Origin of the sequence: Streptomyces sp. SID4985 (genome assembly GCF_009863025.1) — a bacterium.
Taxonomy (GTDB): Bacteria; Actinomycetota; Actinomycetes; order Streptomycetales; family Streptomycetaceae; genus Streptomyces.
Genome location: NZ_WWIR01000349.1, coordinates 1 through 15,270, shown reverse-complemented (window position 1 = coordinate 15,270; position 15,270 = coordinate 1). Strand labels below are relative to the sequence as shown.

The following is a 15,270-nucleotide window of genomic DNA, read 5'->3' as shown; positions in this document are numbered from 1 at the left end:
GTGCGTGTACGGGCATATCGTCGGCGGGATGAACGAGGTGTGGCCGGTCGACGTCCCAGGTGAGCGCGTTCTCGTCCGGGAGGTGCGCCCCCGTGACGAGGGGCCGCTGCTCAGACTGTTCGAGGAGTGCGAGGACTGGTTCCTGGCGGCGACGGGGCTGCCGTCGGGGCCGGGTGACGTGCAGAGTCTGTTCTACGCGCTGCCGCCGGGCGCGGACCCGGAGGCCAAGGCGCTGCTGGTGGTGGAGCGCAACGGCGAGGTCGCGGGCGTGATCGACGCGGTGCGGGACCATCCCGAGCGGGGAGCGGTGGCGGTGGGCCTGTTCCTGCTGGCGCCGTGGGCGCGGGGGCGGGGCCTGGGCCGGGCCGTGGCGGAGGCGCTCCTCCCCCGCTTCGGCGAGCCCCCGCTGGTCACGGCGACGGTTCCGCCGGGCTGGGTGCCGGGTGAGCGCTTTCTGACCCGCCTCGGCTTCACACTGGACGGCCCGCCGGAGGATACGGCGTCGACGGAGGCGGCGTCGGCGCCCGGTCGCGGTGCGGGGGCGCCGCGCCGGGCGGTGCTGCGGAGAGCGGCTTCCGCCTGACAGCACCGCCCGGCGCCCCGGTCGGCTACTCGCCCCGTACGCGCAACGCCCGTGCCAGATCGTCCAGTTCGTCGATCAGCTTGCGGCGCAGGGCCGTGGGCGGGGCGTCCTCGCGCAGGCAGGTCTCCCCGAGGGTGAGGGTCTCGCGGTCGACGGCGTGCCGGGGGAAGGCCCAGACGCCCGCGGCGGCGGCGATGGCGGGGCCGCGGCGGGCGGCGAGGGCGGGGGCCTCCTTGAAGTAGCGGGGGACGTACTCCCGTACCAGGTCGGCCTGTTCGGGCTGCCAGAAGCCCTGGGCGACGGACTTGAAGAGGTAGTTGGAGAGGTCGTCGCCGGTGAACATCGCGTCCCAGGCGATCCGCTTGGCCTCCGGGTCGGGCAGCGCGGCGCGGCAGCGGGCGGTGCCCTCCTGGCCGCTGGCGGAGGGGTCGCGCTCCAGCTCGGCGGCGATGGCGGCCTCGTCGGTGGCGCCGAGCACGGCGAGCCGGCCGAGGATGCGCCAGCGCAGCTCGGGGTCGAGTTCGGGTCCGCCGGGCACGGTGCCGTCGGCGAGCCAGGCGGCGATGGTCTCGGGGTGGGCGGCGACGTCGATGAAGCGGCGTACGGCGATCAGGCGCAGGCCGGGGTTGTCGCCGTCCTCGGTGCGGCGGATGAGGTCGCGGCAGAGCGAGGTGAGGGTGGCGAGGGCGGCGGGGCGCTCCTCGGGGGTGAGGTAGCGCAGGGCGATGTTGCCGATGGCGAAGGCGAGGACGCCCTCGACGAGGGCGAGGTCGGTCTCCCGCGGGAGGTGCGCGCGGGCGGCCTCCAGGTAGGCGGCGGGCGGGAGTTCGCCGTCGCGTACGGCGTCGCGCAGGGCGTTCCAGACGACCGCGCGGGTGAGCGGGTCGGGCAGGCCGGAGAGGCTGGTGCGGACGGTCTCGAAGGAGTCGGTGTCGAAGCGGATCTTGGCGTAGGTCTGGTCGCCGTCGTTGAGGACGACCAGCGCGGGGCGCTTGCCGATGGGGGCGGGTCCGGTGTGCGGGATGTCGAGGCCGAGGTGTCCGCGCGGGGTGAGGCGGCCCTCCTCGGTGAGGTCGTGGTCGTAGAGGCCGACGGTGACCCGGTGCGGGCGGCTGCCGTCGTGCTCGACGGTGAGGGTGCGGGTGCCGTCCTCGGCGGAGCCGATCTGCGCGGTGAGCTTGTCGACGCCGGTGGTGCGCAGCCAGGCGTCGGCCCAGGCGTGGACGTCGCGTTCGGTGGCGGCGGCGAGGGAGTCGATGAAGTCGGCGAGGGTGGCGTTGCCGAAGCGGTGCCGCTCGAAGTGGATGTTGATGCCCGCGAGGAAGTCCTTCTCGCCGAGCCAGGCGACGAGTTGGCGCAGGGCGGAGGCGCCCTTGGCGTAGGAGATGCCGTCGAAGTTGAGGAGGGCGGCGGCGGTGTCGTCGACGGCCTCGGGGGCGACGGGGTGGGTGGAGGGGCGCTGGTCGGCGTCGTAGCCCCAGGCCTTGCGGGTGACGCCGAACTCGACCCAGGGCTCGGTGAAGCGGGTGGCCTCCAGAGTGGTCTGGTAGCCCATGTACTCCGCGAAGGACTCGTTCAGCCAGATGTCGTCCCACCACTTGAGGGTGACGAGGTCGCCGAACCACATGTGGGCCATCTCGTGGGCGATGACCATGGCGCGGGTCTGCCGCTCGGTGTCGGTGACGGCGGAGCGGTAGACGAACTCGTCGCGGAAGGTGACGAGTCCGGGGTTCTCCATGGCGCCCGCGTTGAACTCGGGGACGAACGCCTGGTCGTAGGAGTCGAAGGGGTAGGGCTCCGTGAACTTCTCGTGGTAGCGGTCGAAGCAGGCGCGGGTGACGTCGAGGATCTCGTCGGCGTCGGCGTCGAGGTGGGGGGCGAGCGAGCGGCGGCAGTGGATGCCGAAGGGCAGGCCGCGGTGTTCGGTGCGCACCGAGTGCCAGGGGCCTGCGGCGACGGCGAGGAGGTAGGTGGAGATGAGCGGGGTGGTGGCGGCCTTCCAGCGGCCCTCGCCGAGGTGCTCGGTGATGCCGTTGGCGAGGACGGTCCAGTCCTCGGGGGCGGTCACGGTGACGTCGAAGACGGCCTTGAGGTCGGGCTGGTCGAAGGCGGCGTAGACGCGCTGGACGTCGTCGAGGAAGAGCTGGGTGTAGACGTAGGTCTCGCCGTCGGTGGGGTCGGTGAAGCGGTGCATGCCCTCGCCGGTGCGCGAGTAGCGCATGGCGGCGTCCACGACGAGGTCGTGCGGGCCCTTGGTGAGGTTCTTCAGCGGCAGCCGGTTGCCGTCCAGGGTCTCCGGGTCCAGGGGCTGTCCGTCCAGGGTGACGGAGCGCAGCTCGACGGGCTTCAGCTCGACGAAGGTGTCCCCGTCGGACCGCGCGCTGAACGCGATCACGGTACGGGAGCCGAAGGTCTCGTCCCCGGTGGTGAGGTCGAGGTCGACGGTGTAGCGGTGGACGTCGATGAGCTGTGCTCGGGCTTGCGCTTCGTCGCGCGTCAGTACGGACATGCAGGCCATGCTGCCCGATGCCGCCGGTGCCGGACAGGGGCGGACCGGTACATGGCTTATGTCCGCCCCTCGCCCGCCCCTCGTCCGCCCTCGCGCGCTTTTCCCCCCGGCTCACCAGAGGCTTCGCGCCCCGCTCCTCCCTCAGTTCGCCGGAGGCCGCGCCGTGTCCTCGGCGATGCGTTCGTGGTGGCGGATCACCTCGGCCACGATGAAGTTGAGGAACTTCTCGGCGAAGGCCGGGTCGAGGCGGGCGTCCTCGGCGAGGCTGCGCAGGCGGGCGATCTGGCGGGACTCGCGGGCGGGGTCGGCCGGGGGCAGCCGGTGGCGGGCCTTGAGGCGGCCGACCTGCTGGGTGGCCTTGAAGCGCTCGGCCAGCATGTGGACGACGGCCGCGTCGATGTTGTCGATGCTCGCCCGCAGCCGCTCCAGCTCCTCGCGGACCTCGGGCTCGACGTCACCGGTACCGGTGTTGCTGATGGTCATGGGCGACAACCCTACGGGGCGCGGCCCGGCCCCGTTCCGGGACGGTCGGGACGGACCTATGGTGGAGGGGGCTTCCCGGCGTCTTTGGGGGTGCGGACGTGGCGAACGGCGGACCGGTCGAGCACGGGTTCCCGCATCTGGCGACGGTACGGCGGGCGGTCACCGCGCTCTACAGACGGCTGTCGTACGACGTGGTGGAGACCTTCTCGGCCAGCGTGGCCCCGGCCGACGTGGCCTTCGGGGACGCGGACGACCTGCATCTGGGCGCCCAGCGGGTGGCGCGTGAGCTGGTGCGGCACTTCCGGCTGCCGGACGCCCGGCTGATCGTGGGCTTCCGGGAGATGACCCACGCGGCGAACGTCGAGCTGGCGGCGGGCCCGGAGTACTTCGTGGAGCTGAACGACCGCTTCCGCACCCACCGCGAGGACATCGGCGCGGCCCTCGCCCACGAGGTCACGCACGTCTATCTGCACCGGCTCGGCCTGGCCTTCCCGACCACGGCGGAGAACGAGATCCTGACCGACACGGTGGCGGTCTACCTGGGCGCGGGCTGGCTGCTCCTGGACGCCTACCGCGAGCACGGCCCCGCCTCGCAGAAGCTGGGCTATCTCACCCCGGAGGAGTTCGGGTACGTGCTGGCCAAGCGGGCCCTGCTGTTCCACGAGGACCCGGCGGTGTGGTTCACCAGCCCGCAGGCGGCGGACGCGTACGCGAAGGGTCTCGCCCGGGCCCGGCACGACGAGCGCAGACCCCCGCTGACGGCGGCGGGCCGCCCCGCCCGGCTGCGCTACGCCCACCAGCGCCGCCGTCCCCCGCGCACCCCACCGGACCCGGAAGCGGGCTACACCTTCACCTCCGGGGCCGACGGGCACCCGCGTGTCTCCTTCGACTGCCCGGTCTGCCACCAGCGGATCAGGGTGCCGGTGCGGGGCCGGGTCAAGGCGCGGTGCGGGCTGTGCCGCACGGTGCTGGAGTGCGACACCTGAGCGACCGCAAGGTTTAGTCCGGCAGCCGGTCCAGCAGCCAGTGCGCCAGTTCCTCGGTGACGGTGGTGTGGGCCGTCGTCTCGGAGGAGCAGAGGAAGTCGTCGACGTCGCTCTCGTCCGGCGCCAGGTTGTCGACGTCCGCGTACAGGTCCTTCTGCTGGTCGAGGTCGCGGATCGAGAGCGCGCTGACCGTGGGCACGAAACAGACCTCCGGGTGCCGCAGGTCGACCTGGGCGCCCACCTTCTTCAGCGCGTCGGCGAGGATGCCGTAGGAGCGCAGGGTGCCGCCGGGGGCGCCGTCCAGCTCGGGGAAGCCGCTGGTGGTGATCGTCTTCTCGGCGGCCGGGAAGCGCCGCTTCAGCTCGGCGACCGTGACGTCCTTGCCCTGGGCCTGGGCGTAGAAGACGGTGCCGGGGTAGACGCGGTCCAGCTTGAGCACGGTCTCGCCGGGCGGTACGGCGATGCCGGTGCCGTCGCCCCGGCCGTTGGCGAGCGCCAGGAGGCGGGGGATGCGGGGCCAGTCGCCGACCCGCTGGAGCTCCTGGAGGAGCTGGGTGCGCTCGGGGGCGATGCCGCTCTCGCCGCTCTCCGGGTCGTAGTGGCGCCAGAGCATCTGGCGGGCGGCGGGGCTGTTCATCTGCCGGGCGAAGTCGTTCGGCACGGGGATGAGGTACGAGAACGCCTGGAGGCCGACGGGGATGTACGCGCCCCGGTGCGGGGTGTCGTACGAGAAGTAGGCGGCGGTCTGGTGGTCCATGCGCTGCATTTCCATCTTGGCCAGCGCGTAGCGGGTGATCAGGCCGCCCATGCTGAAGCCGCCCACCATGAGGCGGGTGCTGCCCAGCCGTTCGGCGACGGCCCGCATGATGGCCGCCATCGCGGTCTGGGCGTTGTCGAGGATCGACGCGGTGCGCTCCTCGAAGCCGAGCAGGATGACGTCCCGCCCGCGGTTGCGGAGCTGGGTCAGGAAGGGGAACTGGCCCTGGTCGAGGCCCGCGTAGAGCCAGTCGAGGTCGCTGCGGCCGAGGTTGAAGCCGTCGGCGATGAGCACCGGCCGGGTGATGCCCTGGTTGCGCTGGCCGTAGTAGACGTGGGCGAAGCCGTTCGGCAGCTGCCACGTGTCGTCGGGCTTCGGGGCGGTGTACCCGGCGGGCGGGGCGGCGGCGAGGGGGCCGGTGAGCGTGAACTCCCCGGCGCTCTGCTCGGCTCGCTCGTTCTGCTCGGACAAGGCCGTCTCCTTCCGGATCCGCGCACGGCGCAGCGGCCCACGAGACGCGGGCCGGGAGACTGCGGTGGGCGCGATGATCCGGGACATCATCAGCACGCCCTCTCACCAGCGAGGACGTGCCTCGCCGGTCCTGTCATCCCTAAGAGTGCGCGGGCTGCGGGGCGGTGACGCGGCGTCGGGAAATCAGGTGATCACAGCCGGGGAGGGGGCCCTCCCCGGCCGTCCGCCCACCGTCCGCGCCGGTCCGATAGTTTGTTCGCCGCCGCCCCACCGGCTCACCCCTGTCCCAGTCTTCCCCGAGTCTTCCCCCGAGGAGCCGGCCGTGACCGCCGAGTCCGACGTGACCACCTGCTTTCGCCATCCCAAGGTGGAGTCGCACGTCCGCTGCACCCGCTGCGACCGTTACATCTGCCCGGACTGCATGCGCGAGGCGGCGGTCGGCCATCAGTGCGTGGAGTGCGTGAAGGAGGGGACACGGTCGGTCCGGCAGGCGCGGACGGCGTTCGGCGGCAAGATAAGCGCGGTCCCGCTGGTCACCTATGTGCTGGTCGGCCTGAACGTGGCCGCCTATCTCCTGGAGCTGGCCCGGCCGTCGCTCGTGGACCGGTTCGGGATGCTGGGCGCGGGGCTGCTCGGCCCGCACGGCGGGCACTACCTGTGGCAGTACCCGTACGACCCCGTGCTGCGCCCGGAGGGGCTCGCGGGCGGGCAGTGGGAGCGGCTGCTGACCGGCTCGTTCCTGCACATGCCGCCGGACGAGGGCGTGGGGATGATTCACATCGTGATGAACATGGTCTCGCTGTGGAGCATCGGCCGCGTGGTGGAGACCCAGCTGGGCCGGGCCCGCTATCTCGCGCTGTATCTGCTGTCGGCGCTGGGCGGTTCGGTGCTGGTGCTGCTTGTCGCCCCGGACGACCTGACGATCGGCGCCTCGGGCGCCATCTTCGGCCTGGGCGCGGCCTATTGGCTCATGGGACGCCGCCTGGGCTACGACATGCGGGCGGTCAACCAGTACATGACCGGTCTGCTGGTGTGGCTGGTGGTCTCGGCGTTCATGACGTCCTGGGAGGCGCATCTGGGCGGCCTGCTGACGGGCGGTCTGGTGACGCTGGCGTACGCCTACGCGCCCCGGGACAAGCGCCGGACGCTGATACAGGCGGGGGCGTGCGCGGCGCTGCTGGTGCTGCTGGCGGTGCTGACCTGGGTGAAGGTGTCGGGCTTTACGGGCGTCATGGCATGACGTGAACAGGCGGCGGCGCCTGCCTGGGCGTCCGGTCGGGGACTGTCGGGCAGGCGCCGCCCGATGCCGCGTACGCCGTTGTACGGGACATCCGGTGGAAGGGACCGTCAGACCGCCAGGGAGCGGTCGGTCGGACGGATCGGGGCGGGCAGGTCGCTCGCCCCGGTGAGGTGGCGGTCCACGCCGCGGGCGGCGGAGCGGCCCTCGGCGATGGCCCACACGATGAGGGACTGGCCGCGGCCCGCGTCACCGGCGACGAACACACCGGGCACGTTGGTCCGGAAGTCGTCGTCGCGGGCGATGTTGCCCCGCTCGTCCAGTTCAAGACCGAACTGCTCCACGAGCCCGTTCTCCCGGTCGGTGCCGGTGAAGCCCATGGCGAGGGTGACCAGCTGGGCCGGGATCTTCCGCTCGCTGCCGGGCTTCGGGGTCAGCCTGCCGTCGATGAACTCGACCTCCGTCAGGTGCAGCCACTGGACGTTGCCGTCCTCGTCGCCCTCGAAGTGGGTGGTGGAGACGGAGTAGACCCGCTCGCCGCCCTCCTCGTGGGCGCTGGTGACCTTGTACAGCATGGGGAAGGTCGGCCAGGGCTGGTTCAGCGCGTGCCGCTCGTCGTTCGGGCGGGGCATGATCTCCAGCTGGGTGACGGAGGCCGCGCCCTGGCGGTGGGCGGTGCCCACGCAGTCGGCGCCGGTGTCGCCGCCGCCGATGACGACGACGTGCTTGCCCTCGGCCGAGATCGGCGGGGCCACGTAGTCGCCCTCCTGGACCTTGTTGGACAGCGGCAGGTACTCCATCGCCTGGTGAATGCCGTTCAACTCCCGCCCGGGGACGGGGAGATCGCGGGCGGTGGTGGCGCCGACGGCCAGGACGACCGCGTCGTAGCGCTTCTTGAGGTCGGTCGCCTTGAGGTCGCGGCCGATCTCGACGCCGGTGCGGAAGCGGGTGCCCTCCGCGCGCATCTGCTCTATGCGGCGGTTGATGTGCCGCTTCTCCATCTTGAACTCGGGGATGCCGTACCGCAGGAGGCCGCCGACGCGGTCGGCGCGCTCGTAGACGGCGACCGTGTGCCCGGCGCGGGTGAGCTGCTGGGCGGCGGCGAGCCCGGCCGGGCCCGAGCCGATGACGGCGACGGTCTTCCCCGAGAGGCGCTCGGGGATGCGCGGGGCGACGTCCCCGGTCTCCCACGCCTTGTCGATGATGGAGACCTCGACGTTCTTGATGGTGACCGGCTGCTGGTTGATGCCCAGCACGCAGGCCGACTCGCAGGGGGCGGGGCACAGGCGGCCGGTGAACTCCGGGAAGTTGTTGGTCGCGTGCAGCCGCTCGGAGGCGGCGGCCCAGTCCTGCCGGTAGGCGTAGTCGTTCCACTCGGGGATCAGGTTCCCGAGCGGACAGCCGTTGTGGCAGAACGGGATGCCGCAGTCCATGCACCGGCCGGCCTGCTTGCTGATGATCGGCAGCAGGGAGCCGGGGACGTAGACCTCGTTCCAGTCCTTGAGGCGCACGTCCACGGGGCGGGAGCGGGCGACCTCGCGGCCGTGGGTGAGAAAGCCCTTGGGATCAGCCATTGGTCGCCGCCTCCATCATCTTCTCGGTGATCTCGGTCTCGGAGAGACCGGCTCGCTCGGCGGCGTCCTTGGCGGCGAGCACTGCCTTGTAGGTGCTGGGGATGATCCTGCTGAAGCGCTCGACGGCCCGGTCCCAGTCGGCGAGCAGCTTGGCGGCGACCGTGGAGCCGGTCTCCTCCGCGTGGCGGCGCACCACCTCGTGCAGCCAGATACGGTCGGCGTCGTCCAGGGGCTCGATCGCGCCCGCGTTGCCGGGGTTGACGTTGTCCCGGTCGAGGTCGATCACATAGGCGATGCCGCCGGACATGCCCGCCGCGAAGTTGCGGCCGGTCGGGCCGAGGACGACGGCGTGGCCGCCGGTCATGTACTCGCAGCCGTGGTCGCCCACGCCCTCGGAGACCACCAGCGCGCCGGAGTTGCGGACGCAGAAGCGTTCGCCGGTACGGCCGCGCAGGAACAGCTCGCCGCCGGTGGCGCCGTAGCCGATCGTGTTGCCCGCGATGGTGGAGTACTCGGCCAGGTGGTCGGCGGCGCGGTCAGGGCGGACCACGATGCGGCCGCCGGAGAGGCCCTTGCCGACGTAGTCGTTGGCGTCGCCCTCCAGGCGGAGGGTGACACCGCGCGGCAGGAAGGCGCCGAAGGACTGGCCCGCCGAGCCGGTGAAGGTGATGTCGATGGTGTCGTCGGGCAGGCCCGCACCGCCGAACTTCCGGGTCACCTCGTGGCCGAGCATGGTGCCGACCGTGCGGTTGATGTTGCGGATGGCGACCTGGGCGCGCACCGGATGGGCCTCGGCGGCGTCCGGGGCGGCCAGCGCGTCGGCGGCGAGCCTGATCAGCTCGTTGTCGAGCGCCTTCTCCAGGCCGTGGTCCTGGGTGGTGATCTGGTGGCGCACCGCGCCCTCGGGCAGCTCGGGCACGTGGAACAGCGGGGCGAGGTCCAGGCCCTGGGCCTTCCAGTGGTTCACCGCGCGCTCGACGTCCAGCACCTCGGCGTGGCCGACGGCCTCCTCGATGGAGCGGAAGCCCAGCTCGGCCAGGAGTTCGCGGACCTCTTCGGCGATGAACCGGAAGAAGTTGACGACGTACTCGGCCTTGCCGTTGAAGCGCTCGCGCAGGACCGGGTTCTGGGTGGCGATGCCGACCGGGCAGGTGTCCAGGTGACAGACGCGCATCATCACGCAGCCGGAGACGACCAGGGGCGCGGTGGCGAAGCCGAACTCCTCGGCGCCGAGCAGCGCGGCGATCACCACGTCACGGCCGGTCTTCAGCTGGCCGTCGGTCTGGACGACGATCCGGTCGCGCAGCCCGTTGAGGAGCAGGGTCTGCTGGGTCTCGGCGAGGCCCAGCTCCCAGGGACCGCCCGCGTGCTTGAGCGAGGTCAGCGGGGAGGCACCCGTACCGCCGTCGTGGCCGGAGATGAGCACCACGTCCGCGTGCGCCTTGGACACACCCGCCGCGACCGTGCCGACGCCGACCTCGGAGACCAGCTTGACGTGAATCCGCGCCTGCGGGTTCGCGTTCTTGAGGTCGTGGATCAGCTGGGCCAGGTCCTCGATGGAGTAGATGTCGTGGTGCGGGGGCGGGGAGATCAGGCCGACGCCGGGCGTGGAGTGCCGGGTCTGGGCGATCCACGGGTAGACCTTGTGGCCGGGCAGCTGGCCGCCCTCGCCGGGCTTGGCGCCCTGGGCCATCTTGATCTGGATGTCGTCCGCGTTGACCAGGTACTCGGAGGTCACGCCGAAGCGGCCGGAGGCGACCTGCTTGATGGCGCTGCGCCGGGCCGGGTCGTAGAGCCGGTCCGGGTCCTCGCCGCCCTCGCCGGTGTTGGACTTGCCGCCCAGCTCGTTCATCGCGATGGCGAGCGTCTCGTGCGCCTCGCGGGAGATGGAGCCGTACGACATGGCGCCGGTGGAGAAGCGCCTGACGATCTCGGAGACCGGCTCGACCTCGTCCACCGGGATCGGCTCGCGCCCCGAGGTGAAGCCGAACAGGCCGCGCAGCGTCATCAGGCGCTCGGACTGCTCGTTCACGCGGTCGGTGTACTTCTTGAAGATGTCGTACCGGCCCGCGCGGGTGGAGTGCTGGAGACGGAAGACCGTCTCGGGGTCGAACAGGTGCGGCTCGCCCTCGCGGCGCCACTGGTACTCGCCGCCGATCTCCAGGGTGCGGTGCGCGGGCGCGATGCCGCTGGCCGGGTACGCCTTGGCGTGGCGGGCGGCGACCTCCTTGGCGATGACGTCGATGCCGACACCGCCGATCTTGGAGGTGGTGCCGACGAAGTACTTCGACACGAACTCGTCCTCGAGACCGACGGCCTCGAAGACCTGGGCACCCCGGTAGGAGGCGACGGTGGAGATGCCCATCTTGGACATGACCTTGAGGACACCCTTGCCGAGGGCGTAGATCAGGTTGCGGATGGCCTGCTCGGGCTCCATGCCGGGCAGGAAGGTGCCCGCGCGGACCAGGTCCTCGACGGACTCCATCGCCAGGTAGGGGTTGACGGCGGCCGCGCCGTAGCCGATCAGCAGGGCGACGTGGTGGACCTCGCGCACGTCACCGGCCTCGACCAGCAGGCCCACGTGGGTGCGCTGCTTGGTGCGGATGAGGTGGTGGTGGACGGCGGCGGTGAGCAGCAGCGAGGGGATCGGCGCGTGCTCGGCGTCGGAGTGCCGGTCGGACAGGACGATCAGCCGGGCGCCGTTGTCGATGGCGGCGTCCGCCTCGGCGCAGATCTCCTCGATGCGCGCGGCGAGGGACTCGCCGCCGCCGGAGACCCGGTACAGGCCGGAGAGGGTCGCGGCCTTGAAGCCGGGCATGTCGCCGTCGGCGTTGATGTGGATGAGCTTGGCCAGCTCGTCGTTGTCGATCACCGGGAACGGCAGCAGGACCGAGCGGCAGGACGCGGCGGTCGGGTCGAGCAGGTTGCCCGAGGGGCCGAGCGAGGAGCGCAGGGAGGTGACCAGTTCCTCGCGGATGGCGTCCAGCGGGGGGTTGGTGACCTGGGCGAAGAGCTGGGTGAAGTAGTCGAAGAGCAGCCGGGGGCGCTCGGAGAGGGCCGCGATGGGACTGTCGGTGCCCATGGAGCCGATGGGCTCGGCGCCCGCCTTGGCCATGGGGGCGAGGATGACGCGCAGCTCTTCCTCGGTGTAGCCGAAGGTCTGCTGGCGGCGGGTGACGGAGGCGTGGGTGTGCACGATGTGCTCGCGCTCGGGCAGGTCGCCCAGCTCGATCTCACCGGCCTCCATCCAGTCGCCGTAGGGCCGCTCGGCGGCGAGGGACGCCTTGATCTCGTCGTCCTCGATGATGCGGTGCTCGGCGGTGTCCACGAGGAACATGCGGCCGGGCTGGAGGCGGCCCTTGCGGACCACGCGCGCGGGGTCGATGTCGAGGACGCCGACCTCGGAGCCGAGGACGACCAGGCCCTCGTCGGTGACCCAGTAGCGGCCGGGGCGCAGGCCGTTGCGGTCGAGTACGGCGCCGACCTGGACGCCGTCGGTGAAGGTGACGCAGGCGGGGCCGTCCCAGGGCTCCATCATCGTGGAGTGGAACTGGTAGAAGGCGCGCCGGGCCGGGTCCATGGAGTCGTGGTTCTCCCACGCCTCCGGGATCATCATCAGCACGGAGTGGGGCAGCGAGCGGCCGCCCAGGTGCAGGAGTTCGAGCACCTCGTCGAAGGACGCCGAGTCGGAGGCGTCCGGCGTACAGACCGGGAACGTCCGGGTGAGGTTGTCCTCGGTGCCGAACAGGTCCGAGCCGAGCTGGGACTCGCGGGCGCGCATCCAGTTGCGGTTGCCCTTGACGGTGTTGATCTCACCGTTGTGCGCGATGAAGCGGTACGGGTGCGCGAGCGGCCACGACGGGAAGGTGTTCGTGGAGAACCGGGAGTGCACGAGCGCGATCGCGGAGGCGAAGCGGCGGTCGGACAGGTCCGGGAAGAAGGGCTCCAGCTGGCCGGTGGTCAGCATGCCCTTGTAGACGATGGTCCGGGCGGACAGCGAGGGGAAGTAGACCCCCGCCTCCCGCTCGGCGCGCTTGCGCAGCACGAACGCCTTGCGGTCGAGCGCGATGCCTTCGCTGACGCCGTCACTCACGAAGATCTGGCGGAAGGCGGGCATGGTCGAGCGGGCGGTCGCGCCGAGCAGCTCGGGGGCGACCGGGACCTCGCGCCAGCCGAGGACCGTGAGGCCCTCCTCGGCGGCGATCGTCTCAATCCGTGAGACGGCGTCGGAGGTGCCGTCCTCGGGCAGGAAGGCGATGCCGACCGCGTAGGAACCGGCGGCCGGCAGATCGAATCCGGCCACCTCGCGGAAGAACGCGTCGGGCACCTGCGAGAGGATTCCGGCGCCGTCCCCGGAGTCGGGTTCGGAGCCGGTGGCACCTCGGTGTTCGAGATTGCGCAGTACGGTCAGCGCCTGCTCGACCAGCGCGTGGCTCGCCTCGCCGGTGAGGGTGGCCACGAAACCGACGCCACAGGCGTCGTGTTCGTCGCGGGGGTCGTACATGCCCTGAGCCGCAGGGCGGGCATCCATGAAGGACCAGGGGCGGTCGGTCACGGAGTGCTGGGACGGCTGGCGCGGCGTACGCATCGGCTCTCCCGTCGTCGTCATCTGGCCATGTGCGGTACCGAGGGACGACGCTGGCCCTCTGCGTGGGGTGCAAAATTTCGTGCAGGTTACATGATGGGACGGCTCCCGGGAACCGGATAGGCCGTTCCAGCATGCGGACGCCACACGGAAGGTCGCGTCGGGTGCCGCGGGGGTGCGGCGAGGGTGCCGCAGGGGTCGCGGCGGGTGCCGCGAGGTCGGTCACGGCGGGTGCCGCGCACGGCGGCGGGAAAGGTGCGTGAAGGCCGGGCCGGGGGTGATCGGTCGGATCGGGACCGGGCCGGTCCGAGGGGGCGGGCCGGGTGTCTTTCCCCCGGGTCCCACGGGCGCACCGCAGGCGTCATTGCCCGCAGTGCCAGTGCTCACAGGTCATGCCCCGTGGTTAAGCGTTCGAAACCCGCGAGTAACGATTATTTATGCGGGCTCTCGCATACATCCCGTGACTGTCATCCTAGGGCCGTACCGAACAGGCTGCCCAGGGCGTACGTCACACCGGCCGCCGCGCCACCGAGGGCGAGCTGCCGCAGGCCGCTGAACCACCAGCTCCGCGCCGTCACGCGGGCCACCACCGCACCGCAGCCGAAGAGCCCGGCGAGGGCGAGGAGCACGGCGGGCCAGAGCACGGTCGCGCCCAGCAGGAACGGCAGCACGGGCAGCAGGGCACCCAGCGCGAACGAGGCGAACGAGGACACGGCGGCCACCAGCGGCGAGGGCAGGTCGGCCGGGTCGATGCCCAGCTCCTCGCGGGCGTGGATCTCCAGGGCGCGCTCGGGGTCCTTCGACAGCTGCCGGGCGACCTCGCGGGCGAGGCCGGGCTCGACTCCGCGCGCGGCGTACAGCGCGGCCAGCTCCTCCTCCTCGGCCTGCGGGTGTTTGCGCAGCTCACGGCGCTCGACGTCCAGCTCGGCCAGCACCAGCTCGCGCTGCGAGGCGACGGAGGTGTACTCGCCGGCCGCCATGGAGAAGGCGCCCGCGGCGAGCCCGGCGAGGCCCGTGATCACGATCGTCTGGTGGCCGACGGACCCGCCCGCGACACCGGTCAGCAGGGCGAGGTTGGACACCAGGCCGTCCATCGCACCGAAGACGGCGGGGCGCAGCCAGCCGCCGTTGACGTCGCGGTGCGTGTGGTTGTCACGGTGCGCCTCGTGCAGCGTGGCCTCGGTGTCGATGATGGCCATCCAGAACCCCCGGGAAGCTTAGCCAAAGCTAACTTTGGACTGTTTCTATCTTTTGACAACCCTCAACCTACGTCGGCCATTCCGCACCCGCCAGCAAGGAAAGGCTGCGCTAACCTGCGGCTTTACCTTTTCTTGCTCATCCGAGGAATCACACGCTCAGATGCCGAGAGGGTGATACCGGCCCTCCGGAGGCTGGTCGGCGCGTGTCGCGGGGGACACATCCGCAAAGGGCCGCGCGGCCCATGTCTCCAGGACAGGCCCCGGCGCGGCCCACCGCCGAAGGAGAGTCCGCCATGGCTTCGACCGCCCGCACCGCCCCGGACCCCGACCCAGACCTCGACCCGGATCCGGCCCCGGACCCCGTCCCGGACCCGGCGCACGGGGACCGGCCCGGACCGCGCGAGCGGGCGCGCGGCGCGCTGCTCGGCCTGGCGGTGGGCGACGCGCTCGGCGCCCCGGCCGAGAACATGAAGCCCTCCGAGATCCGCGCCCGCTGGGGCCGTATCACCGGGTACGTCACCGACCGGCCCTCGGGCACGGACGACACCGAGTACGCGATCTTCTCGGGGCTGCTGCTCGCCCGGCACGGCTCCGCGCTCACCCCGGCGCATGTCGAGGCGGCGTGGCACCAGTGGATCGCGGACCGGGCCGAGGGCCCCTTCCGGGGCGCGGGCTTCAGCGAGCGCGGCACCCTGGAGAACCTGCGGCGCGGCCTCGCGGCCCCCATCTCCGCCCAGCACCGGCACGCCTGGAGCGACGGGCTCGCGATGCGGGCGGCACCCTTCGGGGTGTTCGCCGCCGGGCGGCCCGCCGAGGCGGCCCGGCTCGTGGCGATCGACGGCTCGGTCAGCCACGAGGGCGAGGGCATCCACGGCGGACAGGCGGT

General features: G+C 71.8%; 10 protein-coding genes. 4 read left to right on the top strand and 6 right to left on the bottom strand.

The genetic code is table 11. The annotated features are described in order from the left end of the window. The first annotated feature begins 28 nt into the window (after positions 1-28). Positions 29-583 (top strand): GNAT family N-acetyltransferase, encoded by a 555-nt coding sequence (locus GTW40_RS14795; RefSeq protein WP_161180654.1) that lies wholly within the window; start codon positions 29-31, stop codon positions 581-583. Between the two features lie 25 nt (positions 584-608). Here GTW40_RS14795 and pepN read toward each other — a convergent pair whose 3' ends face one another. Then, on the bottom strand, positions 609-3,092 hold the full coding sequence (gene pepN, locus GTW40_RS14790) for an aminopeptidase N (RefSeq protein WP_161180653.1): 2,484 nt from the start codon (positions 3,090-3,092) through the stop codon (positions 609-611). Between the two features lie 141 nt (positions 3,093-3,233). Continuing rightward, positions 3,234-3,575, bottom strand: a complete 342-nt coding sequence (locus GTW40_RS14785) for a chorismate mutase (protein ID WP_161180652.1) — start codon at positions 3,573-3,575, stop codon at positions 3,234-3,236. A 98-nt stretch (positions 3,576-3,673) separates the two neighbouring features. On the opposite strand from GTW40_RS14785, the gene GTW40_RS14780 reads away from it, so the two are divergent. Beyond that, positions 3,674-4,561, top strand: coding sequence for a hypothetical protein (locus tag GTW40_RS14780; RefSeq protein WP_161180651.1), 888 nt, complete (start codon positions 3,674-3,676; stop codon positions 4,559-4,561). 13 nt (positions 4,562-4,574) lie between these two features. Here the strand turns inward: GTW40_RS14780 and GTW40_RS14775 are convergent, their stop codons facing one another. Then, on the bottom strand, positions 4,575-5,885 hold the full coding sequence (locus GTW40_RS14775; protein ID WP_343245701.1) for a hypothetical protein: 1,311 nt from the start codon (positions 5,883-5,885) through the stop codon (positions 4,575-4,577). A 226-nt stretch (positions 5,886-6,111) separates the two neighbouring features. Between GTW40_RS14775 and GTW40_RS14770 the strand changes: the two genes are divergently transcribed. Beyond that, positions 6,112-7,029 carry a rhomboid family intramembrane serine protease gene (locus tag GTW40_RS14770; RefSeq protein WP_161180649.1) on the top strand — a complete coding sequence of 306 codons (918 nt, stop codon included), beginning with the start codon at positions 6,112-6,114 and terminating at the stop codon, positions 7,027-7,029. Positions 7,030-7,136: 107 nt separating this feature from the next. Here GTW40_RS14770 and GTW40_RS14765 read toward each other — a convergent pair whose 3' ends face one another. The 3 genes from GTW40_RS14765 to GTW40_RS14755 form a co-directional block, all read right to left on the bottom strand. Next, positions 7,137-8,600, bottom strand: coding sequence for a glutamate synthase subunit beta (locus tag GTW40_RS14765; protein ID WP_161180648.1), 1,464 nt, complete (start codon positions 8,598-8,600; stop codon positions 7,137-7,139). After that, positions 8,593-13,188, bottom strand: coding sequence for a glutamate synthase large subunit (gltB, locus tag GTW40_RS14760; protein WP_202485892.1), 4,596 nt, complete (start codon positions 13,186-13,188; stop codon positions 8,593-8,595). Before gltB ends, GTW40_RS14765 begins: the two co-directional genes overlap by 8 nt. Before the next feature lie 464 nt (positions 13,189-13,652). After that, positions 13,653-14,384, bottom strand: coding sequence for a VIT1/CCC1 transporter family protein (locus tag GTW40_RS14755; RefSeq protein WP_161180647.1), 732 nt, complete (start codon positions 14,382-14,384; stop codon positions 13,653-13,655). A 293-nt stretch (positions 14,385-14,677) separates the two neighbouring features. Here GTW40_RS14755 and GTW40_RS14750 point away from each other — a divergent pair. Then, the coding region (locus GTW40_RS14750; RefSeq protein ID WP_202485891.1) for an ADP-ribosylglycohydrolase family protein at positions 14,678-15,270 on the top strand (593 nt) is incomplete at its 3' end.

Bases quoted from the DNA above. Each gene is read 5' to 3' on its own strand.
- pepN (WP_161180653.1), bottom strand. From the start codon at position 3,092: ATGTCCGTACTGACGCGCGACGAAGCGCAAGCCCGAGCACAGCTCATC.
- GTW40_RS14765 (WP_161180648.1), bottom strand. From the start codon at position 8,600: ATGGCTGATCCCAAGGGCTTTCTCACCCACGGCCGCGAGGTCGCCCGC.
- GTW40_RS14785 (WP_161180652.1), bottom strand. From the start codon at position 3,575: ATGACCATCAGCAACACCGGTACCGGTGACGTCGAGCCCGAGGTCCGC.
- GTW40_RS14755 (WP_161180647.1), bottom strand. From the start codon at position 14,384: ATGGCCATCATCGACACCGAGGCCACGCTGCACGAGGCGCACCGTGAC.
- gltB (WP_202485892.1), bottom strand. From the start codon at position 13,188: ATGCGTACGCCGCGCCAGCCGTCCCAGCACTCCGTGACCGACCGCCCC.
- GTW40_RS14795 (WP_161180654.1), top strand. From the start codon at position 29: ATGAACGAGGTGTGGCCGGTCGACGTCCCAGGTGAGCGCGTTCTCGTC.